Origin of the sequence: Bradyrhizobium manausense (assembly GCF_001440035.1) — a bacterium.
GTDB lineage: Bacteria > Pseudomonadota > Alphaproteobacteria > Rhizobiales > Xanthobacteraceae > Bradyrhizobium > Bradyrhizobium manausense.
In genome coordinates, this window is sequence record NZ_LJYG01000116.1 from 253510 (window position 1) to 277628 (window position 24119).

General features: G+C 64.1%; 22 protein-coding genes and 1 pseudogene. 12 read left to right on the forward strand and 11 right to left on the reverse strand.

The window, feature by feature from the left end; all coding sequences use genetic code 11:
• Positions 1-21 precede the first annotated feature (21 nt).
• The 3 genes from AOQ71_RS41380 to AOQ71_RS41390 are packed head-to-tail and all read left to right on the forward strand — an operon-like array spanning position 22 to position 3427.
• A complete protein-coding gene (locus tag AOQ71_RS41380; RefSeq protein ID WP_057759557.1) occupies positions 22-1497 on the forward strand; it encodes a sugar ABC transporter ATP-binding protein in 1476 nt (491 codons plus the stop codon).
• Between the two features lie 35 nt (positions 1498-1532).
• Positions 1533-2480 carry an ABC transporter permease gene (locus tag AOQ71_RS41385; RefSeq protein WP_162268473.1) on the forward strand — a complete coding sequence of 316 codons (948 nt, stop codon included), beginning with the start codon at positions 1533-1535 and terminating at the stop codon, positions 2478-2480.
• Entirely contained in the window at positions 2480-3427 is a 948-nt protein-coding gene (locus tag AOQ71_RS41390) for an ABC transporter permease (protein ID WP_057759926.1), read from the forward strand. Before AOQ71_RS41385 ends, AOQ71_RS41390 begins: the two co-directional genes overlap by 1 nt.
• Positions 3428-3525: 98 nt before the next feature.
• Here the strand turns inward: AOQ71_RS41390 and AOQ71_RS41395 are convergent, their stop codons facing one another.
• The 6 genes from AOQ71_RS41395 to AOQ71_RS44500 all read right to left on the reverse strand — a co-directional run bounded on the left by AOQ71_RS41395 (position 3526) and on the right by AOQ71_RS44500 (position 11402).
• The gene (locus AOQ71_RS41395; protein ID WP_083514878.1) at positions 3526-6624 is read right to left on the reverse strand and encodes an EAL domain-containing protein; all 3099 of its coding nucleotides are present in this window, start codon (positions 6622-6624) and stop codon (positions 3526-3528) included.
• A gap of 380 nt (positions 6625-7004) precedes the next feature.
• Entirely contained in the window at positions 7005-7337 is a 333-nt protein-coding gene (locus tag AOQ71_RS41400; protein ID WP_057759560.1) for a hypothetical protein, read from the reverse strand.
• A gap of 196 nt (positions 7338-7533) precedes the next feature.
• The gene (gene groL, locus AOQ71_RS41405; RefSeq protein ID WP_057759563.1) at positions 7534-9156 is read right to left on the reverse strand and encodes a chaperonin GroEL; all 1623 of its coding nucleotides are present in this window, start codon (positions 9154-9156) and stop codon (positions 7534-7536) included.
• Between the two features lie 34 nt (positions 9157-9190).
• Positions 9191-9505 (reverse strand): co-chaperone GroES, encoded by a 315-nt coding sequence (groES, locus tag AOQ71_RS41410; RefSeq protein WP_057759566.1) that lies wholly within the window; start codon positions 9503-9505, stop codon positions 9191-9193.
• A 264-nt stretch (positions 9506-9769) separates the two neighbouring features.
• Positions 9770-10663, reverse strand: coding sequence for an RNA polymerase sigma factor RpoH (rpoH, locus tag AOQ71_RS41415; protein ID WP_057759570.1), 894 nt, complete (start codon positions 10661-10663; stop codon positions 9770-9772).
• A 472-nt stretch (positions 10664-11135) separates the two neighbouring features.
• Complete coding sequence (locus tag AOQ71_RS44500) at positions 11136-11402, reverse strand: hypothetical protein (protein WP_083514881.1); 267 nt, start codon at positions 11400-11402, stop codon at positions 11136-11138.
• A 300-nt stretch (positions 11403-11702) separates the two neighbouring features.
• Between AOQ71_RS44500 and AOQ71_RS45820 the strand changes: the two genes are divergently transcribed.
• A complete protein-coding gene (locus AOQ71_RS45820; protein WP_157083817.1) occupies positions 11703-11885 on the forward strand; it encodes a hypothetical protein in 183 nt (60 codons plus the stop codon).
• A 52-nt stretch (positions 11886-11937) separates the two neighbouring features.
• Here AOQ71_RS45820 and modD read toward each other — a convergent pair whose 3' ends face one another.
• The gene (gene modD, locus AOQ71_RS41425; protein WP_057759576.1) at positions 11938-12870 is read right to left on the reverse strand and encodes a ModD protein; all 933 of its coding nucleotides are present in this window, start codon (positions 12868-12870) and stop codon (positions 11938-11940) included.
• 236 nt (positions 12871-13106) lie between these two features.
• Between modD and AOQ71_RS46760 the strand changes: the two genes are divergently transcribed.
• Positions 13107-13382 (forward strand): hypothetical protein, encoded by a 276-nt coding sequence (locus AOQ71_RS46760; RefSeq protein ID WP_057759578.1) that lies wholly within the window; start codon positions 13107-13109, stop codon positions 13380-13382.
• A gap of 49 nt (positions 13383-13431) precedes the next feature.
• On the opposite strand, the gene AOQ71_RS41435 is transcribed toward AOQ71_RS46760, so the two are convergent.
• On the reverse strand, positions 13432-14271 hold the full coding sequence (locus AOQ71_RS41435) for an SDR family NAD(P)-dependent oxidoreductase (RefSeq protein ID WP_057759580.1): 840 nt from the start codon (positions 14269-14271) through the stop codon (positions 13432-13434).
• Positions 14272-14588: 317 nt separating this feature from the next.
• Here AOQ71_RS41435 and AOQ71_RS41440 point away from each other — a divergent pair, with 317 nt between their 5' ends.
• Positions 14589-15425: a hypothetical protein gene (locus AOQ71_RS41440; RefSeq protein WP_057759583.1), complete on the forward strand. Its 837-nt coding sequence runs from the start codon at positions 14589-14591 to the stop codon at positions 15423-15425.
• A pseudogene (locus AOQ71_RS44510) lies at positions 15422-15583 on the forward strand ((2Fe-2S)-binding protein); the annotation flags it as partial. The gene AOQ71_RS41440 and the pseudogene AOQ71_RS44510, both read left to right, overlap by 4 nt.
• Before the next feature lie 310 nt (positions 15584-15893).
• Here the strand turns inward: AOQ71_RS44510 and AOQ71_RS41445 are convergent.
• Entirely contained in the window at positions 15894-16343 is a 450-nt protein-coding gene (locus tag AOQ71_RS41445; protein WP_245317437.1) for a DUF6314 family protein, read from the reverse strand.
• Between the two features lie 108 nt (positions 16344-16451).
• Between AOQ71_RS41445 and AOQ71_RS41450 the strand changes: the two genes are divergently transcribed.
• The 4 genes from AOQ71_RS41450 (at position 16452) to AOQ71_RS41465 (ending at position 22425) form a co-directional block, all read left to right on the forward strand.
• Complete coding sequence (locus AOQ71_RS41450; RefSeq protein WP_057759589.1) at positions 16452-16685, forward strand: hypothetical protein; 234 nt, start codon at positions 16452-16454, stop codon at positions 16683-16685.
• A gap of 267 nt (positions 16686-16952) precedes the next feature.
• Positions 16953-19664, forward strand: a complete 2712-nt coding sequence (locus AOQ71_RS41455) for a T6SS phospholipase effector Tle1-like catalytic domain-containing protein (RefSeq protein WP_057759592.1) — start codon at positions 16953-16955, stop codon at positions 19662-19664.
• Positions 19665-19837: 173 nt separating this feature from the next.
• Complete coding sequence (locus AOQ71_RS41460) at positions 19838-20509, forward strand: response regulator transcription factor (RefSeq protein ID WP_057759597.1); 672 nt, start codon at positions 19838-19840, stop codon at positions 20507-20509.
• Entirely contained in the window at positions 20506-22425 is a 1920-nt protein-coding gene (locus AOQ71_RS41465) for a sensor histidine kinase (protein ID WP_057759600.1), read from the forward strand. The genes AOQ71_RS41460 and AOQ71_RS41465 overlap by 4 nt, the downstream gene beginning before the upstream one ends.
• 127 nt (positions 22426-22552) lie before the next feature.
• On the opposite strand, the gene AOQ71_RS41470 is transcribed toward AOQ71_RS41465, so the two are convergent.
• A complete protein-coding gene (locus AOQ71_RS41470; RefSeq protein ID WP_057759603.1) occupies positions 22553-22843 on the reverse strand; it encodes a hypothetical protein in 291 nt (96 codons plus the stop codon).
• A 235-nt stretch (positions 22844-23078) separates the two neighbouring features.
• On the opposite strand from AOQ71_RS41470, the gene AOQ71_RS41475 reads away from it, so the two are divergent.
• Positions 23079-23303: a hypothetical protein gene (locus AOQ71_RS41475; RefSeq protein WP_057759608.1), complete on the forward strand. Its 225-nt coding sequence runs from the start codon at positions 23079-23081 to the stop codon at positions 23301-23303.
• A gap of 93 nt (positions 23304-23396) precedes the next feature.
• On the opposite strand, the gene AOQ71_RS41480 is transcribed toward AOQ71_RS41475, so the two are convergent.
• Positions 23397-24077: a hypothetical protein gene (locus AOQ71_RS41480; protein ID WP_057759611.1), complete on the reverse strand. Its 681-nt coding sequence runs from the start codon at positions 24075-24077 to the stop codon at positions 23397-23399.
• Positions 24078-24119: the final 42 nt, after the last annotated feature.

Sequence of the window (24119 nt, forward strand, 5' to 3'; positions counted from 1 at the left end):
GCCGCTCGGCGCAGGCAGTGAATGACCCTCGGAGCATCTGATATCGTCAGACTGGACGGCGTCGAAAAGCGTTTCGGCGCCGTCCGTGCGCTTGATAGCGTCGATCTGACAGTCCAGAGGGGCGAGTGCCTCAGCCTGGTCGGACACAATGGCGCCGGCAAATCCACGCTGATGCATATACTGGCAGGAACCGTCGCGGCGGATCGCGGGCGCGTGGTCATTGGCGGCGACGAGCAGAAGGCCTACTCGCCGGCGCGGGCCAAGCATCTCGGCATCCGCTGCGTCTTTCAGGAGCTGTCGCTCTGCCCCAACCTGACGGTGGCCGAGAACACACGGGTGTTTCATCCGGTGCTCACCGGCCTGAACTGGCGTCGCAAGGCCGGCGCGCTGATCACAAGCAAGCTCGACGAGATCTTCCCCGGTCACGGCGTCGGCGCCTCCGACCTGATTCAGGATCTTCCAATTGCGCGCCGCCAGATGGTCGAGGTGGCGCGGGCCTTCACTGCGACCGATGAGCCGGTGCGTCTCGTCATTCTGGACGAGCCGACCTCCTCGCTCGATAGTCACACGGCCGGGCAGCTGCTCGCCTTCATGCGGCGGGCCGTCGCCAATGGCATCAGCTGCATTTTCATCTCACACCTGCTCGGCGAGGTCCTGCAAAACAGCGACCGTATCGTGGTGATGCGTGACGGGCGGACCATCGCTGCCGATCGCGCCGAGGCCTTCGACCGCAACCGGCTGGTCACCACCATGGGCGGCACGGAAGCGCCGACGACCGAGGCGAACGCCGGCGACCGTTTGGCGCGAGGGAAAACGCCCCTGCATGTTCGCGCGCGCCCGCGACAGCAGGGCGGATCCACAGACCTGGTCGCCCACGAGGGAGAGATCATCGGCCTTGCCGGGCTTGCCGGCCACGGCCAGACCGATCTGCTGCTGGCAATTTTCGCGGCTGCGACGAGCCCGCGCCCGGACGTCGCGGTCAACGCAACGGTTGCCTTGGTGGCCGGCGATCGCCAAGCCGACGGCATTTTCCCGTTATGGTCGATCGCGGAAAATATCGGCATATGCTCATTGCGCAAGCTGCGCCAGGGAGTTTTGATTTCGCGCCGGCGGGAGGACACGCTAGCCAATTTCTGGCGCGACAGGATCAAGATCCGCACGCCCGACATCCACAACAACATTCTGTCACTGTCAGGCGGCAACCAGCAGAAGGCGCTGTTTGCGCGCGCGCTTGGGTCGGAGGCGCGCATTGTATTGATGGACGACCCGATGCGCGGGGTCGATGTCGGCACCAAGCTCGAAGTTTATGATCTCATCCGCGAGGAGGCGCGCGGCGGGCGGACCTTCATCTGGTACACGACGGAGACCGACGAATTGAAGAAGTGCGACCATGTCTACGTGTTCCGCAACGGCGCTATCGTCGCCGACCTCGCCCGCGGTGAGTTGACCGAGGAAAAGGTGATCCAGTCCTCCTTCATCGGGACCGACCCGAGATGACGGCCAAGTCGAGTGTCGCGGCGCGGCCAGCATTCATGCCGTTCGGCAAGACTGATTCACCGCGGCTGCTGCGCGCGTTGCTGCCGGCCCTGTCGCTGGCCCTGGTGCTGCTTGCCATCGCCTGGCTGAACCAGCGCGCGATCAGCTATTTCGGCTTCACTCTCATGCTCAATCTGGCGATCCCGATCGCGCTGGCGACGGTCGCGCAGATGTTCATCATTACCGGCAACGACCTCGACCTCTCGATCGGCGCTTTCGTAGGTTTCGTCGGCTGCGTCACGGCGACCTGGCTGCGCGACACCCCTATCTTGGGAATCCTCACGCTGCTCGGCTGCGTCGGCGTATATGCGGCGCTCGGTGCGCTGATTCATTGGCGCAACCTGCCTTCGATCGTGGTGACTCTCGGCATGAACTTCGTCTGGCAGGGCCTCGCCGTGCTTCTGCTGCCTAAACCCGGCGGTCGGGCGCCGGACTGGCTATTGGCGTCGATGAGTGTCAAGCCGCCCCTGGTTCCGTTTCCGGTGCTGGCCGCGCTGATCATCGCTGCGGTCACCTATTTCGGCCTGATGCGAACATCCTATGGAGCCATCTTGCGCGGCTCTGGTGGCAACGCCACCGCGATCGGTCGCGCCGGCTGGTCGCTGCTGAAGGCCAAGATCGTGCTATATGCGTGCGCCGGCCTGTTCGGCGTGCTGTCGGGGCTCTCATTGATCGGCATCACGACGTCCGGCGACGCCAACATCGGCAACGGCTACACCCTGCTCTCGATCGCGGGCGTCATCCTGGGCGGCGGCGAATTCGTCGGCGGACGTGTCTCCCCGATCGGTGCCGTGATCGGCGCGCTGACGCTGGCGCTGGCGGCTTCCCCGCTTCTCACCTTCATGCATCTTCCGCCGGACTGGCAGGTCGCCGCCAACGGGGCCATCCTGATCGTGGTGCTCGCCGCGCGCGCGTTGATCAGCCGCAGGGAGGTCGAACAATGATGGCGGCGCGGCGTTGGCTGTTCGCGAGTCCCTGGATGTGGTCCTATCTCGGCGCGGCCCTGGTGTGGATCGCGGCGATTATCTTCACTCGCGGCTATGGCGCCGGCGGCATGCTTATCGCCGCGCTGTCGCTTGCGGTGTTCACCGTGGTGGTCGGCATCGGGCAGATGTTCGTCATCACGCTCGGCCCCGGCAACGTCGATCTGTCGTTGCCGGCCAATATCGGGCTTTCCAGCGCGGTGGCGATGACCGTGATGGCCGGCGATGACCGCCTGGTCGCCATCGGCCTCGCCGCCGCACTCGGCTGCGGGCTTGCCATCGGCATCGTCAACTATCTCCTGATCCGCGCGCTAAGCATCCCACCAATCATCGCGACGCTTTCGGCGAGCTTCATTATCCAATCGATAGACATCAGCTACGGGCGCGGTCTGCAAATCAAGCCACCGCCGGGCTTTGCCGATTTCACCAACATCCAGATCCTCGGCATTCCCTTGCTCGCCATTCTCACGGCGGTCTTCACCGTCGCCGCCGGCATTGCTTTGCAGCGCACCGTTTATGGACGATCGGTGCTGGCGATCGGCCAGAACATTCGGGCGGCAAGGCTTGCGGGAATCCGGGTCGGCTGGGTGCGCTTTGCCACCTACGCGCTGTCGGGCATGCTTGGCGGTCTCGACGGGGCATTGCTGGCCGGCTATTTCCGGGGCGCGAACGTCGATATCGGCAATGAATATCTGCTCGCCTCTGTCGCGGTGGTCGTGATCGGAGGCACCTCGGTTGCCGGCGGCAAAGCCAATGTCGCGGGGCTTTGGGGCGCGGCGCTCTTCCTCGTCCTGCTCCTGACCATGTTGAACACTTTTGGAGTCAGCGCCGGCGTCCGGCTCCTGGTGACCGGCTTCGTCATCGTCGCCGTCATCTCGGCCGCCGGTGGAGAGAAAAAGCGGGACTAGGGTCAGGCACGATCGGAAAGGTCCCGACCTCGTCCTGCGAAGCTGCGTTGGTCCCTTGATTCACGACCGATTCTCGCGAGCCAGGCAGCAAACGACCTTCACTCGGCAGCGGCTGCGCGACGATGCGCTTGACTTGAAGCATCCCTCATTCGCTTCGTCGGTAGGAGGCTCCGCGGCCGGCCAATGAGATATCCCTGCATCTCGTCGCAGCCTTCCTGGACCAGGAGGGCCATCTGAGCGCTCGTCTCGATTCCTTCCGCGAGAACCGGAACTCCGAGCCCATGGGCAAGACCGATCACAGCCCGCACGATCGCGAGCGAACGCTCGCTCTGGCCGAGCGAGGCGACGAAGGACCTGTCGATCTTGATCCGGTCCAGCGGAAACGCTTCGAGATAGGACAGCGAAGAATATCCTGTGCCGAAATCGTCCAGCGCGATCAGGACACCGAGTGCCTTGAGCGCCTCCATCGTTCGCTTGGCTCGAGGAACATCTTCGATCAGGACGCCTTCGGTGATTTCCAGCTCCAGGCGACCCGCCGAAAGGCCGCTCTGCCGCAGCGCCTGGCGGACCTGCCGATCGAGGTTTTCGCGGCGGAACTGAGCGGCCGAGACGTTGACCGCGACCCGTAGCGGCTGATCCCAGGAAGCCGCTTCCAGGCAAGCCTCCGTCAGGACCCAGTCGTCAATTTGCGCGATCGCGCCGCTCTGTTCGGCGATCGGAATGAAGTCTCCAGGCGGAATGACGCCGCGCACCGGATGCCGCCAGCGAACCAGCGCCTCGTAGCCCAGCAGCGCGCCGTCGCGGTCCTGCTGCGGCTGATACTCCAGGTACAGCTCTCCCCGCTCAACGGCGCCTCGCAGATCGTGCTCCAGCGCGCGGCGGTTGCGCAGCTGCTGGTCCATGGCGCTGGTGAACAGGCGAATGGCACCCCTGCCCTCGTGCTTGGCCCGATAAAGCGCTGCATCCGCGTTTGCCAACAGCGCGACGGCGTTGTCCGCATCTCTCGGATACAGGGCGACGCCGACACAAAGGTCGATTTTGAGGGCACGGTCCTCGACCTCGATCGGTTGCTCGAACTGTTCCCGCATGCGCGTGGCGAGCAGCTCGGCGGTCGCTGGCAGCGGCAACTGATCGGCGATCCCGATGAATTCGTCACCGCCGACTCGCGCCACGTAGGCCCCTTGCGCGGCCTCCTGCAGCCGTCTTGAAGCTTCGCGCAGGACGGCGTCGCCGACGGCGTGACCGAAACGGTCGTTGATCTCCTTGAAATGATCGAGGTCGATGCAAAGCACGGCGAAGGCGCCGTCGGTGATCTCCGCGCGCTCGATAGCGGTGCCGAGCTGCTCGTCCAAGGCAGCCCTGTTGGGCAGCTCGGTGAGGGCGTCATGACATGCCAGATAGCTAATCCGCTGCTGTGCTCGATTTCTTTCGGTCACGTCGAAGGCCACACTGACATGAGCCGGTTGCCCATCATACAGCAGCGGCCTGGAATCGATCACGACCTGAATCGCTTCTCCGTCGGCCGTCTTGTGCAGCTCGCAATCCCGCTTGCCATGCTCTTGATCATGAGATTCCAAGTCATGCTCGTACATCACCAGGAGGTCCTGGCGAGAATAGCCGTAGTGCCGGCACATCGCGCCGTTCACAGCCAGCAGGCGCCCCGTGGTCGCCTCAGCCACCCACATGGGAAGAGGGTTTTCCTCGAAAAGGAGGCGGAAGGATGCCTCCCGGCGCTTCAGGTCAGTGATGTCGATCCGCACTCCAATGCTGCCTCCGTCGCTGGTTCGCCTTTCCTCGACCCGGACCCAGCGGTCACCGACCAGATGCTGCTCATGCGAGTAGTGCGGCAATGCGTGGCGGGCCAGGCGGTCGGCAAGCCAATGCTCTTCCCGCCCCACGGCCTCCGGGTACTGTCCCGCCGCCAGGCCGGTGCGAAGAATGGTCTCGAAAGGAGACCCGACGGCAAGTGCTTCGCGGCTTGCCGCGTAGAGGTCGGCATATCGACGATTCCAGAGAACCAGACGATCGTCCTTGTCGAAAACAGCAAGCCCTTCGGGGACGACATCGAGGGCCTCGGTCAGGTGGGTGTGAGCGGCGCGGGCAGCTGCTTCGGCCTGCTCGGCCGCGGCCTTGGCTTCCGTAAGAGCCCTCTCGGTGCGATGACGCTCGGTGATGTCCTCGTGGGTCGCGACCCAGCCCTTTCCCTCCATCGGGCGATGCCGGATCCGCACCATCCGGCCGTTGCTCAATTCGACGGTCGTATCCGAGCTCTCGGCGATGATCGGAGCGCTGTTGCGCCAAACGAGATAGTCCTCTTTCGCCATCTTCGGCGCGCTGCCGACCGAATAGCGGAGATCGACGATGTCGTTCAGCTTCATGCCGGGCCGGACCAGCTTCGGATCCAGATCGTAGACCTCGAGATACTGCCTGTTGCAGACGATCAGGCGCTGATCATCGTCAAAGAAGCAGAGGCCTTGGGACATGTTGTTGAGCGCCCTGTCGAAGCGCTCCGCGAACGCGGTTGCAGTCTGCTCTGCGGCCCGCGCGCGATCTCCCTCCGCGGACAGTCGTCCGTGGGTCTCGACCAGCTTAACGAAGGAGCGGAAATTGGTGTTGATCATCCTGGCGAGCAAAGTGAGCAGCGCCAGCAGATTGATCCCGACCGAGACCAGGACAGCATCGCCGGAGAGCAATAGAAGCGTCGCGATCGGTGCGCCGGCAATCAACATCACCAGACGAGACGCCGGCGGGAAACTGCCAAGACAGTAGGCGATCCCGACGCAACCCATGAAGAGGAGCAGAGCAACCGACGCGCGCAGGCCGGGCTCGACCGTCATGAACAGCGCCAGGATCCAGGTCACGAAGCCAGCGCTGAGCACCACCGCGGCGAGGCGAACTCTTGCGAGTTCTCGGTACGATTCGGCGGCGGTCAGGTCGGCGTTCCTCAACCGGAACCACTGGGCCACCCGAACCAGGCAGGCTGCCAGGAGAACGGCCGGCAAGGCAAATCGCAGCCAGATGGACACGGTGTTCGGAAGGACCAGGCCCACACTGACACTGTTGACCAAGAGCACGGCATAGAGAACCGGCACCTGCTCGCGGAGCACGCGGAACTGCTCGACAAGCACGGAACTGCCGAGCGGATTGGTCGTGTCGCCTATAGCGAAAGAAGCACGTAAGCGCGCGAAGAAGCCCATCAAAGATCGTCCTGCCCGGCCCGAGGCTAGGGGAGAGAGACGAAGGACCCGTAAATGCAGGTGGTGTTTCAGGCCTTAACGGATCGCCGCTTGCGCATCAAAGGACAGGCTCAAGACTAACATATGTTAATGGCAGGGAGCTCCGCAGCACAGCAGTGCGTCTCCCTCGTCGCAGTTGAGAGCAGGCGCTAGTAGAGACCGATCACCTTCTGACTGCCTCGGATGAGGAAGTCGTGGATGCCAAGCTCGAGTGCTGTGCTTGAGGCTGCATCGGAGCTACCGCGCGCGGAATGCCTCGCCGAATTCGGTCCCGGCATGATGGTCGCTCGCTCTTCATGGCATTGCCAAGAGGGCGGCCCTCGCGGGCCGCTCTCTGACGTTCAGCTCGTTGCCGCAGGTCCCGCGGAATGGGGCGCCGTCTGCGGCCAAATGCCGGAGGGCGCGGAGGCCGGCGGCAGCAAGGTGTCGATCTTCATCGTTGCTGGCGCGGGCTGCCACTTCAGCCACGGCATCGTGTCGAGATAGCGGATTGGCGGCAGTGGCAGTCCAGTGAAGGCGCCCGGTGTAGCCTCGGCTCCCCGCGGGCTTTCAACGCCGTAAGCACCGAAGGCCGTCAGGGATATTGCGCTGCCCATGAGCAGAGCGAGCAGGCCTCGCCGCAGATTGCGGTTGGTCTCCGTCCGGGCGGAGAACGTATGGTGATGGCTCAGCATCTATACTCCTCCAATCGTTCGAAAACAGATCCAGGCAAGGGTGACAAAGCTCAGGTAGAACATGAACCAGTGGATCGCGTCCTGTCTCATCCTGAGCCGACGACGAATAGACTTGTTCATGGCAGACTCCTTTTCAGAAGTGATCCTTTCTCCTCTCGTTGGGAGAGCCCGGCCTTGATCGGCCGGGCTCTGTTGTTCAGAAGTCCATGGCGGGAGCTGCCGGAGCCGGTTCAGCTTTCTTCGGCTTCTCGGCCACGAGCGCCTCGGTCGTGATCAGCAGCGATGCGACCGACGCGGCGTCCTGCAACGCGGTGCGGACGACCTTGGCGGGATCGATCACACCGGCTTTCACGAGGTCCTCGTACTCGCCGGTCGCCGCGTTGAAGCCCCAGTTGTAGCTCTGGTGCTCCAGAAGCTTGCCGACAATCAGTGAGCCATCCTCGCCGGCGTTCTGCACGATCTGCCGAGCCGGCACCTGGATGGCGCGTCGAACGATGTCGATGCCGGCCTTCTGGTCCGCGTTCGCGGTCTTGATGGCCTCGAGCGCTTTCAGCGAACGCAGAAGGGCGACCCCGCCTCCGGGGAGAATGCCTTCCTCCACCGCCGCGCGCGTCGCATGCATGGCATCGTCGACGCGGTCCTTGCGCTCCTTGACTTCGACCTCCGTCGCTCCGCCCACGCGGATGACCGCGACGCCTCCGGCAAGCTTGGCGAGGCGCTCTTGCAGCTTTTCACGATCATAGTCGGAGGTCGTTTCCTCGATCTGGAGCCTGATTTGCTGGGCGCGCGCCTCGATATCCTTCTTGGCGCCCGCACCGCCGACGATGGTGGTATTGTCCTTGTCAATGACCACCTTCTTGGCGCGCCCGAGCATCTTCACTGTCACTTTTTCCAGCTTGATGCCGAGGTCCTCGCTGATGACATTGCCGCCGGTCAGGATCGCAATGTCCTCCAGCATGGCCTTGCGGCGATCGCCGAAGCCCGGCGCCTTGACGGCCGCGACCTTCAGTCCGCCGCGCAGTCTGTTGACGACCAATGTCGCAAGCGCTTCACCTTCGATGTCTTCCGCGATGATCAGGAGCGGCTGACCGGACTGAACGACCTGCTCCAGCAGCGGCAGCATGGTCTGCAAGCCCGACAGCTTCTTCTCATGGATCAGGACGTAGGGATCCTCGAGCTCGACGCGCATCTTCTCGGTGTTGGTGACGAAGTATGGCGAGATGTAGCCGCGATCGAACTGCATACCCTCGACCACTTCGAGCTCGGTATGCAGGCTCTTGGCCTCCTCGACGGTAATCACGCCCTCGTTGCCGACCTTGTTCATGGCGTCGGCCAGGAAGCGGCCAATCTCGGTATCACCATTGGCCGAGATCGTGCCCACCTGGGCGATTTCGTCGTTGGAGGTGATTTTCTTGGCGTGTGATTTCAGGTCGGAGACGACAGCGTCGACAGCGAGGTCAATGCCACGCTTCAGGTCCATCGGATTCATACCGGCGGCGACGGATTTGCTGCCTTCCCTGAAGATGGCCTGGGCGAGCACAGTTGCCGTCGTGGTGCCGTCGCCCGCAAGATCATTTGTCTTCGACGCGACCTCGCGCACCATCTGCGCGCCCATGTTCTCGAACTTGTCCTCCAGTTCGATCTCCTTGGCGACGGTCACGCCATCTTTGGTGATGCGAGGCGCACCGAACGATTTCTCGATGACGACGTTGCGCCCCTTCGGACCGAGTGTGACCTTCACCGCGTTTGCCAGTGTGTCGACGCCCCGCAGCATGCGCTCTCGGGCCTCGGTTGCGAACTTCACGTCCTTGGCAGCCATCTTGATCTCTCCTTTCTCTATGACTGTCAGCGCGCTATGCGGCCTTCTTGACGGCGCCTGCCTTGTCGACGACGCCCAGAAGGTCGCTTTCCTTCATGATCAGGAATTCCTCGCCGTCGATCTTGACCTCTGTGCCAGACCACTTTGCGAACAGGACATGGTCACCGGGCTTGACGTCGAGTTGAACGAGCTGGCCCTGTTCGTTGCGCGCGCCGGGGCCAGCGGCGACAATCTCGCCCTGCTGCGGCTTCTCCTTTGCTGTGTCCGGAATGATGATACCGCCGGCGGTTTTCTGTTCGGCGTCGAGACGTCGCACGAGCACGCGATCGTGCAAGGGACGGAAATGCATGCACATCCTCCTTGGGTAGGTTCAGCGATGTCCAAAATCCGGGTCCGTAACGGCCCCCGGGCGGAAAAGCACCTAGGAGCGGGGGAACTACTTTCAAGAGGAGGGAAGAAAATTTTTTGCGGTGCAGGCCGGCGCGTCGCTGTCGCGCGCGGCTCGCACCAGAGGCTCCCCCCGGGCATCCGGAATTGCTCGCCGCACGTTGAAAATTGAGACCATCAAACCGAGATGTTTTCTCGGNCGGCCAGCGCCGTTTGTGGACTGCTTCTAGGATGCGCTCGCTGAAGCAGCCTCAAGATCCGGAAGGTGTGCGGACAGCATCGTCTTGATGCGCTTCAAGGCGCGCTGCTCGATCTGGCGGATACGCTCGCGAGAAATCCCGAAGACATGAGCAAGATCGTCGAGCGTGCTTTGCTCCTCCGCCATGTAGCGGGCTTCGACGATGGTGCGTTCTCGCGGAGAAAGCGCACTCAGCGCCTCCGAGAGCGCGGCCTTCCGCCGTTCACGGTCTCCGGTCTCCATCAGCAGGGTTTCAGGATCAGGGGATGAATCGGCCAACCTGTCCTGCCATTGCTGGCCTTCTTCGTCGCTGAGCTGAACGTTCAGCGTCAAGTCGCCGCGGATCCGCCGGTTCATCTCGACGACGTCGGCTTCCTTGACCTGAAGATGCTCGGAGATCTGCTTCGCCTGCTCCGGCGAAAGCTCGCCATCCTCAGGCGCACCAAGGCGTCGCTTCAACTTTCGAAGGTTGAAGAACAGCTTTTTTTGCGCTGCAGTTGTGCCTAGCTTAACGAGTGACCACGATCTCAGGACGAATTCCTGCACGGACGCCTTGATCCACCAAGCGGCATAGGTCGCGAGGCGAAAACCCTTCTCGGGGTCGAACCGCTTGACGGCCAGCATCAGTCCGACGTTGGCTTCCGAGATGAGGTCGGTGATGGGCAATCCATAGCGCCGATATTTCAGCGCGATCTTCGCGGCCAATCGGAGATGGCTCGTCACCAGACGGTAAGCAGCTTCGCGATCCCCGGAATCCCGAAGACGCCTCGCATACATCACTTCTTCGGATGCATCGAGCAGCGGGAAGCTGCGGATCTCCTGCAGGTACCGGGACAACCCGGCTTCCGAATGGATGGCAGGAAGGCCTGACTTGATTGACATGACTTGCCCTCCTTCAGAAACCATCGCCGCCCTCGAGCTCTGGCGAGCGGGCAGAGGGAATATGCGGCCACGAGACCCCACCGACGTGAGTGAGACCGATCGACTGCCAAACGACGTTACGGGTAGCTTTCATATCCAAATCCTCCATGGAGCAAAATGGTACGAGCCGCCGTGTCGCCTGGCTCAGCTGGGCCCTGAGCCGCCCAAGGACGCGCAGGCCGGCGGCGCCCAAAGAACCGCGAACCCAACGGGTTGTTCCTCGTATCAGCTCGCCAATTCGTCGGAAGCCAAACTGTCGCGGCCCGACGAGGCCGGGGACGTTTGCGACGCACGGGGCTTACTCCAGAGAGCGGGCGATGCAGCAGCCAAATCTGGAGGGCTGCACTTGTTGCCGCAGCAACCGAGCCTTGATTTCAGGGGGGTATTGCGGCGTTTTTGACAAAGGCCCGGCAAGAACCGGGCCTTCCTTTCATCACCAGTACCAGTACGGATCAACCGGCGGATAGTAACGGACGGCCCGATACGGGCGCCCGTAGTAGTAAGGCGGGCCGTAGACCGGCCCATAATAGACCGGTGGTGCGGTGGCGGCCGCCAGTGTTCCAGCGAACAGTCCGAGAGCAAGCCCGGGACCGATACCCGGACCGCCCCAGCCATGATGACGCCAATGGGCCGAAGCCGGCGCAACCGATCCGATGAGGAGCGTTGCCGCCGCGACGACTGCAAGAGCAAGCTTTCTCATGTCGTTTCCCTCAATTTACTACGCGCAACTGCGTACTTGTCTCCTTGTCATGGTCCACTTCGCCGAACCTCGGTTCGGCTATTCACTGAATTAGAACTGTAAGGTGCGAGTTCAAGTAACCCGTCGATGAGACCTGTCGATCTTGCCGGCGTTCTGGCGGAGCATCTCCCGGATCAGCAGGTCAATATCGCTCTGCTCCAGCGTCCCTCTCGAGGAGCCTCTTGAAACCTGGCCCGAGTGTTCTAATTCGAAGTGCGCGGTGCGGATCGTGCTGCACCCCGCGGGCCTGGTAGATTGGCGATGGACGATTATCGCGACCTCGTGACGGCTGCTCTGGTGCTGTTCTTCGCGGGTCTCATCTTGGTTGCCGGCCAACTCTATCTCGAACACAGCACCAGGCAGGATCCCGGCACGGAGATCGAACTACGGCATGTGCCGACGTCATCACCAATCTTGAGCTCGCGTGGGTCCAGCCGGGCTTGATGTCGGGGCCGCGCACGCCGTGCCGGATGTGCTTTCTCAGTGGTGGCGGGAGTCAGGCTTCCACTACATCGTCGTCGAACGCCTGCCGCTCCGTCCGACCGAAATTCGACAAGGGCGAGCGTCGCCTTCCATCCGTGGCAGCGATCCATACCTGCACGTCCTTTGGCTTGGCCAGATACGGCGCTGACGTCACCAGGACATCGCTGCCGGCCTCTGCATAGGCTGCAGCATTGGCTGCATTGACGCCGCCGGCAGCAGCGATGATGGGGCGTTCGCGTGTATAGGCCATCGACGCCATGCGTTTGACCAACGCGGCGACCTCGGCTGGCGAAAACCTCTCCGCCTGGATCACGTCGAAACCGGCGACCGCGGCGGCAAGGGCCGCATCGGCCGTCTTCACCTCGATCACGAGTTTCTTCTCTGGCGCGGCCCGGCGTAATCGTTCGACCGCGTGAAACAGCGGCAGCTCGCCGAGAAACGCGCGGTGCTCGGGAAACACCAGCACGGTCTCGGACAGGCCGAGCCGATGCATCACGGCGCCGCCGGCCTTCACCGCCGCGACGGCAAAGCGCTTGGTACCCGGCACGTTCTTGCGGGTGCAAGCGACCGGAATCTGCGGCGCCACCGCCCTCGCCGCGTTGACGATGGCGCGGGTCTCGCTGGCGACACCCGACCAGATTTCGATCAGGGTCTGCGCGACCTTCCAGCTCCGCAGCAGGCCGGCGGCCGGCCCGCGTGCCTCGAGGATCGGCGCACCCTGCTCCAACGTCGCGCCGGATGAAGCGAACAGCTCAACCTCGCAGCCGGCGAGCGCGATGATCGCGGCGGCATCCTCGACGAGCGCCAGGACCATCGATGCGCGCGCGACAAACCGCATGACGCCATCGATCGCACCGATGCCAAGCGCCTCGGTGGTAAGGTCGCCGTAAGGCACATCATCTTCCAGCAGACGCTCGAGCTCGGCACGCGATGCAACGGTTGCCATGGCCCGCTTCCTTTCATTGGCGTCGGCTTGCCGACGACTTTGTCGCAAACCCGACACGGATCGTCGGCGCTTCCGCCGCAAGGGACAGGAAGTTGCGCTTTTGACGATCAATTCTGCAAGGCGCGCACCAGACTCCGCCTGCCCTGTCCGGCACGCCGATTGCTGAGCCCGTAACGGCCGGCGCCTCGCGGCAATCGGGCTCGCGCGGGGGCGGCCACCGTCCGCTGGAGTTCATCATGAGACTGTTTCGCAAGATCGCCGTCGCCACGGGCTTGCTACTCGCATGCGCCGAGGCGCAGGCTGCACAGACCAACGTCGCCGTGGCCGCCAACTTTGTCGATGCCGCGAAGGAGATCGCCGCCATCTTCAAGCAGAATACCGGACACGAGTCGCGCTCAACTTGTCAGCATTGCTGCAAAAAGATTCCGTCGCACTTGCCCGCTTTCTCAGCCGTTTCGCGGATTTTACCATCGCAATGCGCGGCGGGCATAAAAACGAGATTTCCGCCTTGATCCAGCGCAAATCGAACAAGCTTCTTTTTGCGACCGATCCGAATGGCGATCACACGTGCTGCCCGCCGTTGATCGGTACTTCCGCACCCGTGACATAGCTCGCCGCATCCGAGCACAGGAAGAAGATCACTTTCGCGACCTCGTCCGGCGTACCGACACGATGCAGCGGTATGATGGGCGCCAGCCTGGCTTCGGTCTCCGGCGACAGGATGTCCGTCTTGATCTCTCCGGGGGCGATCGCGTTGACGCGAATACCGAACGGCGCATAGTCGTGGGCCATTTCGCGGGTGAGGCAGGCGAGCGCGGCCTTCGAGGTCGCATAGGCGGTGCCGGCGAACGGATGCACCCGGGAGCCCACGATCGAGGTGACGTTGACGATCGCGCCGCCGGCGCGCTTCAGCTCGTCGACCAGACCCTGCGCGAACAGCACCGGCGCAAGCAGGTTGACGTGGAACACGCTCATCCAGGTTTCGACCGGCGTCGTCAGCGAATTCAATCGCGTGCCATCGGCGGCCTTGGGCGAGATGCCGGCATTGTTGATCAACGCATGTAACGGGGCACCGTTGAGCCGCTCCTTGATCTCGGCCACCGCGCGCGGCAGCGCGCGATGGTCGCTCAACTCGACCTGCACATGGTTGTCCGCCCCGGAATCCCATGGACACAGACCACCGTCGAAGGGCTGGCGGGAACAGGTGACGATCCGCCAGCCGGCCTCGGAGAACAGCTTTCCCGTCGCGTGGCCGATGCCCCGGGACGCACCGGTCAGCACCAGCGTCTTCCGCTCGCCAGCTTGCGCGCGCGACTTGTCACCGTGGAACGGACACAGCGCGACGTCGGATGCCGGCGGGCCAGCCGACGCCGCATTGCGATCCAGCAGATCAAGCGTCACGGAAGCTCCTCACTGCGCCCGACTGGACGCAAGTACAATGACGACGCGGGGAAGTTTGCAGGAATTGGGCCACCGGCGGCCACCCAATCGCTGAGGTTTTCGCTGACTTGTGTCGGCTTCGCGACACGCTGCAGGATTTGCAACATGCGCGCGTGCGCTTTCGGACCAAGCGGCGCGGTCGCTGCGTTCTTCTCCTTTGTCAATGTTGGCCGGCAGTTGAGGGGCGGTTTTCAAGCGTTCTAAATGGCCCGGCTCTTGCTCCTTCCGTTGCAAGCTCGATGTGCCTCGCTGCACCTTCCCTGCAAACGCGGTTTCAGATGCTCCAGCCGAATGACCACCAGCTCTTCGCCGTTATCCTCGGCACCAACGAGATCGCATCTGCAGTCGCCATCCGACTCGTGCGCGCCGGATATTGCGTTGTGCTGTCCCACGATCCCGACCCGCCGGTGATCCGGCGCAAGATGGCGTTTCATGACGCCCTCTTCATCGACACCATGCAGGTCGAGGACGTCGTCGCCGAGCGCGTCGACAGCGGCGTACAGGTCTATCAGGCGCTACGCCGGCCGGCGCAGGTCATGGTCACCTGGCTCGGCCTGCTCGATCTGCTGCCGGTACGTCACATCGACCTGCTGATCGACGCGCGCCTGCAGAAGCGCCGGATCACGCCCGACCTCAGGCGGCTCGCCCGCCTGACCATCGGGCTCGGCCCAGGCTTCTCGACCAACTTCAATTGCGACCTCGCAGTGGAGACAAGACCGGGCAAGATCGGGCCCGTGACCGACACGCGCTGGACCGATGCGGCCGATGGTGTAGCGAGCTCGCTGGGCGACGTCGGCGCGGAACGCTTCGTCTATTCGCAATTCGCGGGACGCTGGCACACGCCGATCGAGATCGGCACCCGCGTCTACCGCGGTCTCGTGCTCGGCCATCTCTCCGGTGCTCCGCTGCTCGCGCCGCGCGATGGTATCTTGCGCGGCATCGTCCGCGACGGCAGCGATGTGCCGGCCGGCGTCAAGTTGCTCGAGATCGATCCGCGCGGCCGCGATGCCCAGTGGACCGGAACGGATGACCGCGGACGCGCCATCGCCAACGCCACCATCGCCGCCGTCAGGCTCCACGCCACACGACGCGTCACGCAGCGGAATCCGGCATGATCGTCTGTTCCTGCAACATCATCAGCGATCACGACATCAGGGACGCGGTCGTCGCGACGGACGACGCACTGTTTTCGCCCGCTCAGGTCTACGACTGCCTGGGATGCACCGTCAGGTGCGGACGATGCTCGCAATCGGTAAGACGTATCATCGATGAGTTGCCGCCTCGCGACATGCGATGCACGAAACACCCGAACTCTCTACCGGCGTCGTCCTCACCCGGCGCGATCTAACCGACGAACTTCGCTTGCTGCCAGAGCCTTTTGCAAGACCGCCTGTCCCTTCTTTGTGATGCCTGCGACCGAACGACGGAGATCACCCGTCAGCGCAAGGAAGGCGGCCCCGCTCCGGGCGTCGCCGCAAACTGTTCGCGCATGATCGACAGCAGCTTCGGACCTGCAAGCCCGCGCATTCTTCCGGCGCATTGCGCGTGAACTGCCTGCCGATGTCGCGAGGCGACAGCGGGCCTCACGCCGCCCGCGTATAAGTCGTGATCATCATGTAGTCCTTGCGCGGACCCGACACGACGTGGCGAATGGCGAAGCTGCCTTCGGGGCGAAAGGTGTAGGTCGACTGATAACGATCGAAATGACACAGATGGTCGGCGCTTCCGGTCAAGACGCCGTCATCAGAGCCAGCGAGTTCGATCGCGTGGAAGAGCCGCGACGGGCTCTCCTTGAAGAAGACGTCGAATCCGCGGCGGTGCTCGCGGAAGACGTATTCGCGCTCGGCCTCGAGTTCTGTGCCGGTCAGGAGCTTCAACCGTCCCTGTTCGCGATAGGCGAGGCCGTCCGGGTCCAATGGCGTGAAGGTCGCAAGACCCTGCATGCCCCCCTGCCCCGCGATGAGCCTGTTGAACGACCAGCAGCCGATCAGCCGCTTCATCACCTCGGAGGCATCACCCCAACCGTCGGTCACAGTTCCGTTCCTATCTCTCGGACCCCTAGCCTACCGGCGACGCGTTCGACTTCTCCCGACCAGTACCTATATCCTAAGGCGGACGCGTGTCGATGCAGCGAGCAAGTGATGGCCAGGAGACCCCCGACAGAAGCGGATGCCGACGACCTGCCTCGCTATTTCGTCTGGGTGCGCGGGCTCGAAGGGCCGGAGCCGCAGAAATGGGTCGCCATGGATTTTGGCGTGGGTGACTGGAAGCGGGAGCAAGTGCTGGCCTGGCTGGAGTTGCCGATGGACGAGCGGCGGCTGCCGCTGTCGATGCTGGCACGGCGCTATCCGCCGCCGAAGGTAGAGACGTTGTAGAGGCGTTCGCCGAAATGCACGGCCCGCATCGCTTTCTCAGCCGCCTACTGACCCGACGAGATCCAGGAGCTTGCCCGGGCATTTCTTTCGCCGACTGTGGCCTGGTTCATAGACGGCCCGAGCGAAACAGCGCCATCCTTATTGCTACCTCAGCGCGTTAACAGGCAAATTACATCCAATATTTCATAGTGCGTCTATCGATTGAATTCAGAGGATGCCGCCCTGTCAGGACTTGAGGCGTCCCCGAACGGAATTTCGGAGCGGCCCATGACCCACCATGATGGAATGCCGCACGGCAGTCCTACGGCACCGGACCATCCGCAGGCTGATCGGAGTACGACTGCATCGGGCGCGCGGGCGCCGCGCAAGCTGGTGCTGTTCGCCGATGGCACCGGCAACGCCTTCACGACCCAGGAGTCCAGCGTCTGGCGGCTCTATGAAGCGCTCGACCACACCCAGCCCGACCAGATCGCCTATTACATCAAGGGTGTCGGCACCGCCGGCTGGGCACCACTTGCCGCGCTCGATGGCGCCACCGGCATCGGCGTTCCGGCCAACGTTCGCAAGCTCTATCGTTTCCTGTGCTGGAACTGGCGGCCGGGCGACGAGATCTACATCTTCGGCTTCAGCCGCGGCGCCTTCACCGCGCGCACGCTGGCGGCCCTGATCGCAAGCCAGGGTCTGGTGCCGGCGGTGATCGGCGACGAACCCGTCTCGCATGCCGAGATGGAGCGCAACGCCATGTCCGCCTGGCGCGAATACCGCCGCGAGACGGTGCCGTGGAAGCAAAGCCTGCCGACGATGTGGATCGCGCGCCTGATCCGGGACATCGTCCTCTACTTCTATCATTTAATCTGCGGACACCGCTCCTACACCAAAGTCCGCGCGGCGATGAACGGCCGCAAGGACGTCAATATCGACTTCCTTGGACTGTTCGACACGGTCGAGGCCTTCGGCGTCCCGATCGAGGAGCTGCGCGTTGCGATCGACTGGGCGATCTGGCCGATCTCGTTCCGCAACCACCGGCCTTCACACAAGGCAAAGCACATCTGTCACGCCCTTGCGCTCGACGACGAGCGCACCACCTTCCATCCGCTGCGGATCGACCAGTCTCATCTCGCGGCCGATCAGACGGTCCAGGAGGTATGGTTCGCCGGCGTCCATTCCGACATCGGCGGCGGCTATCCGGACTGCACATTGTCCTTCGTTCCGCTGGTCTGGATGGTCGACCAACTCGGCAACCAGCTTCGCTTCCAGAAGGGCACCGTCGAGCATTTCAGGGACTATCAATCGGCGATCGGGCCGATGCATGATTCCCGCAGCGGGGCGGCGGTGCTGTATCGCTATGGCCCGCGTCCGGTCCTGGCGGGCAAGGCCAACGGCGGCACGCCTGTGGTGCATTTCGCCGTGGTCGAGCGCATGCTGCACGGCTGCGACGACTATGCGCCGATCATGCTTCCCGCCGACGCGAGGGTGCTGATGCCCGATGGCACCAAGCTCGACCTCACCGACGAGGGGACGCGCGAGGCGATGAAAGCCGCCTATCTGGCGAAGGCCAGGGGATCGCGACGGCAGAAGGAAGCCGAGGCGTTCACCGCGATGAGCATGCCCGACGCCGAAATGGCCTCGCTCACGCGCGACACCGTATGGTGGCGGCGCGTCGCCTATTTCGCGCTGCTGTTCATGGTCGGCGTGATCGCCGCCTGGCCGTGGATCTCTTATCCGCTGGTGCAATGGTCCAAACAACCGGTGGGCCATGAGGGGATCTCCCTCATCGCGAACATCGACTGGGTGCTGGGAGCCGTGGTGGCTCCGTTCGCCAATCTCGTCAGGGCCGTGATGCCGTCCTATGCGGCACCCTGGCTCGACATTGCGATCTATTATCCGTTCATGACGTCGATCGTGGGCGCCCTGGCCTGGTGGATCTGGAACAAGAATTCGGAGCTGCGTGACACCATCCAGGAACGCGCGCGCCTCGCCTGGAATACGCCCCGCCGCAAGGCGAGTCTGAGCCATATCGACAAGCCGGGCCCGCTGTTGAGGTTCGGCCATTGGATGCGGACCAATGCCGGACCGGCAGGCCTCGTCATCACCAAGGGCCTCGTGCCGGCCATCTTCCTGCTCACGATTTTCGGCTCGACGGCTCTGATCCTGTCGAACAGCCTGTTTACCGGCCGCGTCGCGCTCGGAAAGGTCTGCACCGCAAGCCAGGATGCTGCCGGATCACCTCAGATCGGCACGCCGGTGCGTGACGACCCGACCGATGCGATCGCGCTGTTCGATACCAGGACGTTCTGCTGGTGGAGCGGGCTCGCGGTCGAGAAAGGCCGCAAATATCGCGTCTTCATCGATGTCAAGGAGCCCTGGTTCGACCGCACCACCTTGAGCGGAGCGAATGGCTTCCGGACGCATGGGCTGCGTCATACCATCGCTTTGCCCGAGCTGCGTCTGTATGCGGCAGACTGGTTCCAGCCTGTGGTTCGCATCGGGACGAAAGGAGTGATTGAGCTTCCCTTGCAGGCAATCAACGTGATCCCGGCCGACGCATTGCCGCGGCGGACCAAGCCGACGCTTCCTGCGGAAGACGATGTTGCAGGACGGGATCAATATCCTGTCAGCCTCGACGATATCGACCGGTTCAAGGACGAGCTGAAAACGCTCGGCAATTTCGAGCCGATCCCGCAGGACATGCTCGCGGATGCAGGGCAGGTCTGGCGGAACGAAGGGCTGACCGACCGCATCGTCGCCGAGTTCATCGCCCCCGACTCCGGCGAGCTGTTCTTCTATGTCAACGATGCGGTGCAGGTCTTTCCGCAGCTCCTGCCGGCATCGATGGTGCCGCCGTGGCTCATGGCGATCCAGGGCCCACCGGACCTGTTTTATCGCAACAACACCGGTACGGCGAAAATCTCGGTGCAGCGTCTGCCCGCCCCTGCGCTGCCGGCTGCGAAGACCACCTCGCCGCTGGCAAGCAAGTAGCGGCGGGCGAGTTGGGCAAACGAAGCCGTTGGGCTCTCGACGCATTGCTCCGCCCCCATGATTATGGGTGTCGCAGCATTGCTCCGCCCCCATGATTATGGGTGTCGCGCCCATCCTGCCGCCGCTAGACTGGCCGCACACGCCGCGGGGGACACGCGGCCGGGACCCTGATCATGACGGACCAGGACGAGACCGGTGAGGCCATCACCATCCTCCTCGTCGAAGACGACGCACCGACCTGCTGGCGCCTTCAGGACGCCCTGACCAAGGCTGGCTACGAGGTGCGCACCGCCGGCACGCTCGGCGAAGCCCGCAGCGCGCTTGCCGCCGGCGCGCCCCGCGTGCTGCTGACCGATCTGCGGCTGCCCGACGGCCATGGCGTCGAGCTGATCCGCGAGACCAGGCAGCGCTTTCCCAACACCGAGATCATGGTGATCTCGGCGCTGGGCGACGAGGAAAGCGTGATCTCCGCCATCACCGTCGGCGCCACCGGCTATCTGCTCAAGGACGCCTTCCCGACCGACATCGCGACAACCGTGCGCGACCTGGTCGCCGGACATTCGCCGATCTCGGCCTCGATCGCGCGCCTCATCGTGCGACGAACGCAGAATTCGGCCGAGCCGGCGCCGGGGCCGGTGCTCAACACCGCAAAGCTGACGCCGCGCGAGATCGACATCCTCTGGGGCATCGCCAAGGGATTCAGCTACGCCGAAATCGCAAGCCACCTCGGTCTGTCCAGGCAGACCGTCCCCGGCCACATCAAGAGCATCTATCGCAAGCTCGAGGTGCACACGCGCAGCGAAGCGGTGTTCGAGGCCGTGCAGCAGGGCCTGATCAAGCTGTGAGCGAGGTCGCTGCGAAGGCGGTGATCATCAGGCACGGGCTGCGGCCCGCGCGCATTGTGCCCTATCTGCTGCTCCAGATACTGATCGTGATCGCCACCCTCCTCGGGCTGCGGCTGCTGCAGCCGCGCGACCCCGATGCTTTTGCCGTGAGCGAATTCTCACTGCGCGAGGCCGGCACGACACGGCCCGTGACGCTGCCTGAATTCACCGCGTCGCGCTATTCGCTCGCCGAGCCGCCGCTTTATTCGGGCAGCTTCGTGTTCAAGGCCGATGGCGCTGACACGACCTGGTCGGTCTTCCTGCCACGCTTCAGCAACGGCGTGGAGGTCGCGATCAACGGCGTCGCGATCCTGGACTCCCGGCGCGATCCCACGGCCAACCGGCCCGACCGCAATACGCCGGAGATCGCGGTGATCCCGGCTTCGCTGCTGCACGAAGGCAGCAATGAGATCACCGTGCGGCTGTTCGTGTGGGGACCGCTGCGCGGCTTCCTCGACACGGTCTATGTCGGCCCGGACGCCGCCTTGCGGCCGGCCTACGAGACCCGCACGCTGCTGTTCGTCACGCTGCCCGTGGTATTCTCCGCCTGGCAATCGATCCTCGCCGTCATCCTCGCCATCATGTGGCTGATGCGGCGTCACGAGCCTGTCTATGGCGTGCTCGCGGCGGCAATGGTGCTCGGCGTCGTGCAAGCCTTCATCACGCCGCCGGTGCCACCGGCCGCCTCGTCCAGACTTGTCGCAGTGCTGCTCTCCTCCGCGCCGATCGAGAGCGCACTGATCGTGGCGTCAGCCGTGCTGTTCCTCGGCTGGCACTGGCCGCGTCATGGCGTGCTGCTGTTCGTGCCTGGGCTCATCGTGATCGCGGGCGGCCTCATCGCTGGTCCGCCACTGCCGCGCATTCTCTTCATGCTTCTGGGCATCCCCACGGTTGGATTGTGTCTGGTCCTGATGGCCGGCATCGCGGCCTATGCCGTGCTGCGACGACAGGACGTCGTCAGCTTCGCGCTTGGCTGCGCGGCGACCATCGTGCTGACCTGCTGGGCCCACGACATGCTGTCGGTGTTCGAGATCCTGCCCAACGAACGCACCTTCGTCTCGCGACTGTCCTATTCGGCGCTGCTGATTGCGATCGGCGCCGGCCTGACCTGGCGCTTCGCCCGGGCGCTGAACCAGGTCGACAGCTTTGCCGGCCAGCTCGTCGCCCGCGTGCGCGAGGCCGAGGAACGGCTGAAAGCGAGCTTTGCCCGCGAGGAGGCGCGCGCCCGGGCCGCCGCGCTGGCCAACGAGCGCACCCGGCTGATGCGCGACTTGCATGACGGCCTCGGCGGCCAGCTCATCAGCATCGTCGCGCTCTCCGAGCGCGGGCAAGAGGGGGCGACCATCACGGACGCTGCGCGCGCCGCGCTGAGGGATCTGCGCCTGGTCGTCGATTCCATGGACGACATCGGCGGGGACCTCATGCTCGCGCTCGGTTCCTGGCGCGAGCGCGCGGTCATGCAGCTGCGGCCGCATGAGATCGCGCTTCATTGGCGCGTGGCAACGCCGCAGGGCCTGCCGCTGCACCCCGAGCTGCGGCCCTGGCACGTCATCCAGGTCGTGCGCATCCTGGACGAGGTCGTGACCAACGCGGTCAAGCACGCGGCCGCGCGCCACATCACCGTGACGGTGGAGACGCGCAACGACGGCCTGGGACCATATGGCGTCATCAGCGTCGCGGACGATGGCCGCGGCTTTATGCTTGGCGACGACGGCGAAGCTGCGGGTGCGGGCCAGACCGCGCGTGGCGTGCACAACATGAGAAGCCGCGCGAGACGTTGCGGCGCGGTGCTCGAGCTGAGCTCGGATGGATCGGGCACACGCGTACGGCTGCAATTGCCGCAGATCTTTCCCGACAATGATGCGGCCGGCGGCTGAAAAGCCCCCTCCCCGGGCGCAGGGGACGTGCGGGGAGAGGGACCGGGCCGGGATGTAGGATTGCGAAAGACGGGGGTTCGTTCGCAGCCCTTGGCCCGAAAGCGATCAACTCAATCCAACGAAGTCATCACCGCACGCCGACGCGATTGACCGGGCCGCCACGATTCATCGGCGTGCCGGCGCGAACACCGACACCCGGCGCGCCCACGCCGGGCGTCACCACGGCTGCAGCCGCGACCGGCGCTCCCGGTGCAACCACCACCGCCGCATCCGGTCGCACCACGCAGCCCTTGGGCACGCCGACCGTCTTGCAGTAGACCACCGCCTGCGCCGGGCTCGTGCCCAGCGAAACCGTCGCCGCACCCGCCAGCATCATCACCGTCAACCCGGCGCTCAGCGCTCCCACTCTTTTAGACATTGTTGCTCTCCTGCTTCCCGTTCGGCGCCCTGGTGCAATCACCTGATCATGCGGCCGACGTGCACCCTCAATGGCAAAAGACTGACCACCAAGACATGCCATGAAGATGGGGGTGCGGCAGGCAAGCCTGCGAGCCGATGCCATGAACATGGCATGGACCCGCCATGGATCTCCGCGAGATGGTCCGCCCCGCTTGATCCCCAGCGGGACCACCGCAATTGCAAAGAGGTGCTTTATGAAGACTTCAATTCTTGCCGCGCTGCTGCTCGCCGAAGCTGTCCTGCCAGCCGCGGCGCAATCCGGCCCCACGCCGCAGGAGCAGATGGCCTGCCGCGGCGACGCCAGCAAGTTCTGCGCGGAGCACATTGGCAAGCCCCCGGAGATGAATGCCTGCCTGCGCGAGAACAAGACAAAGCTTTCAGACGGCTGCCGCAAGGTGGTGGAGTCGCACGGCGGCTGACATATGTTGCGCAGGCGGCGGCTTACAGCCGCCGTCTCAATGCTGAGGGGAAGCATCGCATGCCGCGCACATTCGTGTGCGCGACATCACATCCTAGTCGTCATCATCCCCGAACAGCCGGATCTGCGGGAAGCCGCTGCGTGGCCGACCGGCAAAATCACGCGCCTCGGAATCCTCGCGGACGCTGCGCGCGACATCATCCCAATTGGTCTGGTCGCGCATGCCACGCGCATCGCGTTGTTCATAGCGACGACGCTCGGCCCAGCGCTCCCGCCGTTCCGCCCGGCGACGCTCGGATGCGGCGCGCTTGACGTCGGAATCCCTGGCCTTGGCATAGGCATTCTCGGGCGAGGATGCCGGCTCCGTCGAGGCCTGCTGCTCGGCGGGCTTTGTCGCTTGCGGAGACGGTGAAGGCGCGGGCTTGGGCGGCTCGGCCACTGCGGTCTGCGCACGCGGCGGCACCGGCGGTTCAGCTTTGGCCTCGTTGGCCGGCGCTTCGGGCTTCGCGTCCGGCTTGGCTTCGGCCTGCGCCGGCGGGGCGACCATCGTACCGAATACCTGCGAACCCGTGAGGTATTGCACGCGCTCCGACGGCGCCTTCGTCGTGGCTGGCGCGTTGGCCTCAGTGCGCTGTGCCACCTTGCTGGTGTCGGGCCCGTGCTTGGGCGCGATTGGATTCATGATGTTGCCGGCAACGATGCCGCCGCCGAGGCCAATAGCAATGGCAGCAACGATCGATCCGGCACCGACGAAATAAGCTGTCGAGGCGCGCATTGGCCCACTCCCTGTTTGGAGCGAGCAACGCGTTGGGATTGC

Excerpts from the sequence above, each read along its gene's own strand:
- AOQ71_RS44500 (WP_083514881.1), bottom strand. The coding sequence starts at position 11,402 with ATGAGAAAGCTTGCTCTTGCAGTCGTCGCGGCGGCAACGCTCCTCATC.
- AOQ71_RS41470 (WP_057759603.1), bottom strand. The coding sequence starts at position 22,843 with ATGTCTAAAAGAGTGGGAGCGCTGAGCGCCGGGTTGACGGTGATGATG.
- AOQ71_RS41460 (WP_057759597.1), top strand. The coding sequence starts at position 19,838 with ATGACGGACCAGGACGAGACCGGTGAGGCCATCACCATCCTCCTCGTC.
- AOQ71_RS41480 (WP_057759611.1), bottom strand. The coding sequence starts at position 24,077 with ATGCGCGCCTCGACAGCTTATTTCGTCGGTGCCGGATCGATCGTTGCT.
- AOQ71_RS41450 (WP_057759589.1), top strand. The coding sequence starts at position 16,452 with ATGGCCAGGAGACCCCCGACAGAAGCGGATGCCGACGACCTGCCTCGC.
- groL (WP_057759563.1), bottom strand. The coding sequence starts at position 9,156 with ATGGCTGCCAAGGACGTGAAGTTCGCAACCGAGGCCCGAGAGCGCATG.
- AOQ71_RS46760 (WP_057759578.1), top strand. The coding sequence starts at position 13,107 with ATGAGACTGTTTCGCAAGATCGCCGTCGCCACGGGCTTGCTACTCGCA.
- AOQ71_RS41440 (WP_057759583.1), top strand. The coding sequence starts at position 14,589 with ATGCTCCAGCCGAATGACCACCAGCTCTTCGCCGTTATCCTCGGCACC.
- modD (WP_057759576.1), bottom strand. The coding sequence starts at position 12,870 with ATGGCAACCGTTGCATCGCGTGCCGAGCTCGAGCGTCTGCTGGAAGAT.
- AOQ71_RS41390 (WP_057759926.1), top strand. The coding sequence starts at position 2,480 with ATGGCGGCGCGGCGTTGGCTGTTCGCGAGTCCCTGGATGTGGTCCTAT.
- AOQ71_RS41400 (WP_057759560.1), bottom strand. The coding sequence starts at position 7,337 with ATGCTGAGCCATCACCATACGTTCTCCGCCCGGACGGAGACCAACCGC.
- AOQ71_RS41380 (WP_057759557.1), top strand. The coding sequence starts at position 22 with ATGACCCTCGGAGCATCTGATATCGTCAGACTGGACGGCGTCGAAAAG.
- AOQ71_RS41395 (WP_083514878.1), bottom strand. The coding sequence starts at position 6,624 with ATGGGCTTCTTCGCGCGCTTACGTGCTTCTTTCGCTATAGGCGACACG.
- AOQ71_RS41475 (WP_057759608.1), top strand. The coding sequence starts at position 23,079 with ATGAAGACTTCAATTCTTGCCGCGCTGCTGCTCGCCGAAGCTGTCCTG.
- AOQ71_RS41455 (WP_057759592.1), top strand. The coding sequence starts at position 16,953 with ATGACCCACCATGATGGAATGCCGCACGGCAGTCCTACGGCACCGGAC.
- AOQ71_RS45820 (WP_157083817.1), top strand. The coding sequence starts at position 11,703 with ATGGACGATTATCGCGACCTCGTGACGGCTGCTCTGGTGCTGTTCTTC.
- rpoH (WP_057759570.1), bottom strand. The coding sequence starts at position 10,663 with ATGTCAATCAAGTCAGGCCTTCCTGCCATCCATTCGGAAGCCGGGTTG.
- AOQ71_RS41385 (WP_162268473.1), top strand. The coding sequence starts at position 1,533 with ATGCCGTTCGGCAAGACTGATTCACCGCGGCTGCTGCGCGCGTTGCTG.
- groES (WP_057759566.1), bottom strand. The coding sequence starts at position 9,505 with ATGCATTTCCGTCCCTTGCACGATCGCGTGCTCGTGCGACGTCTCGAC.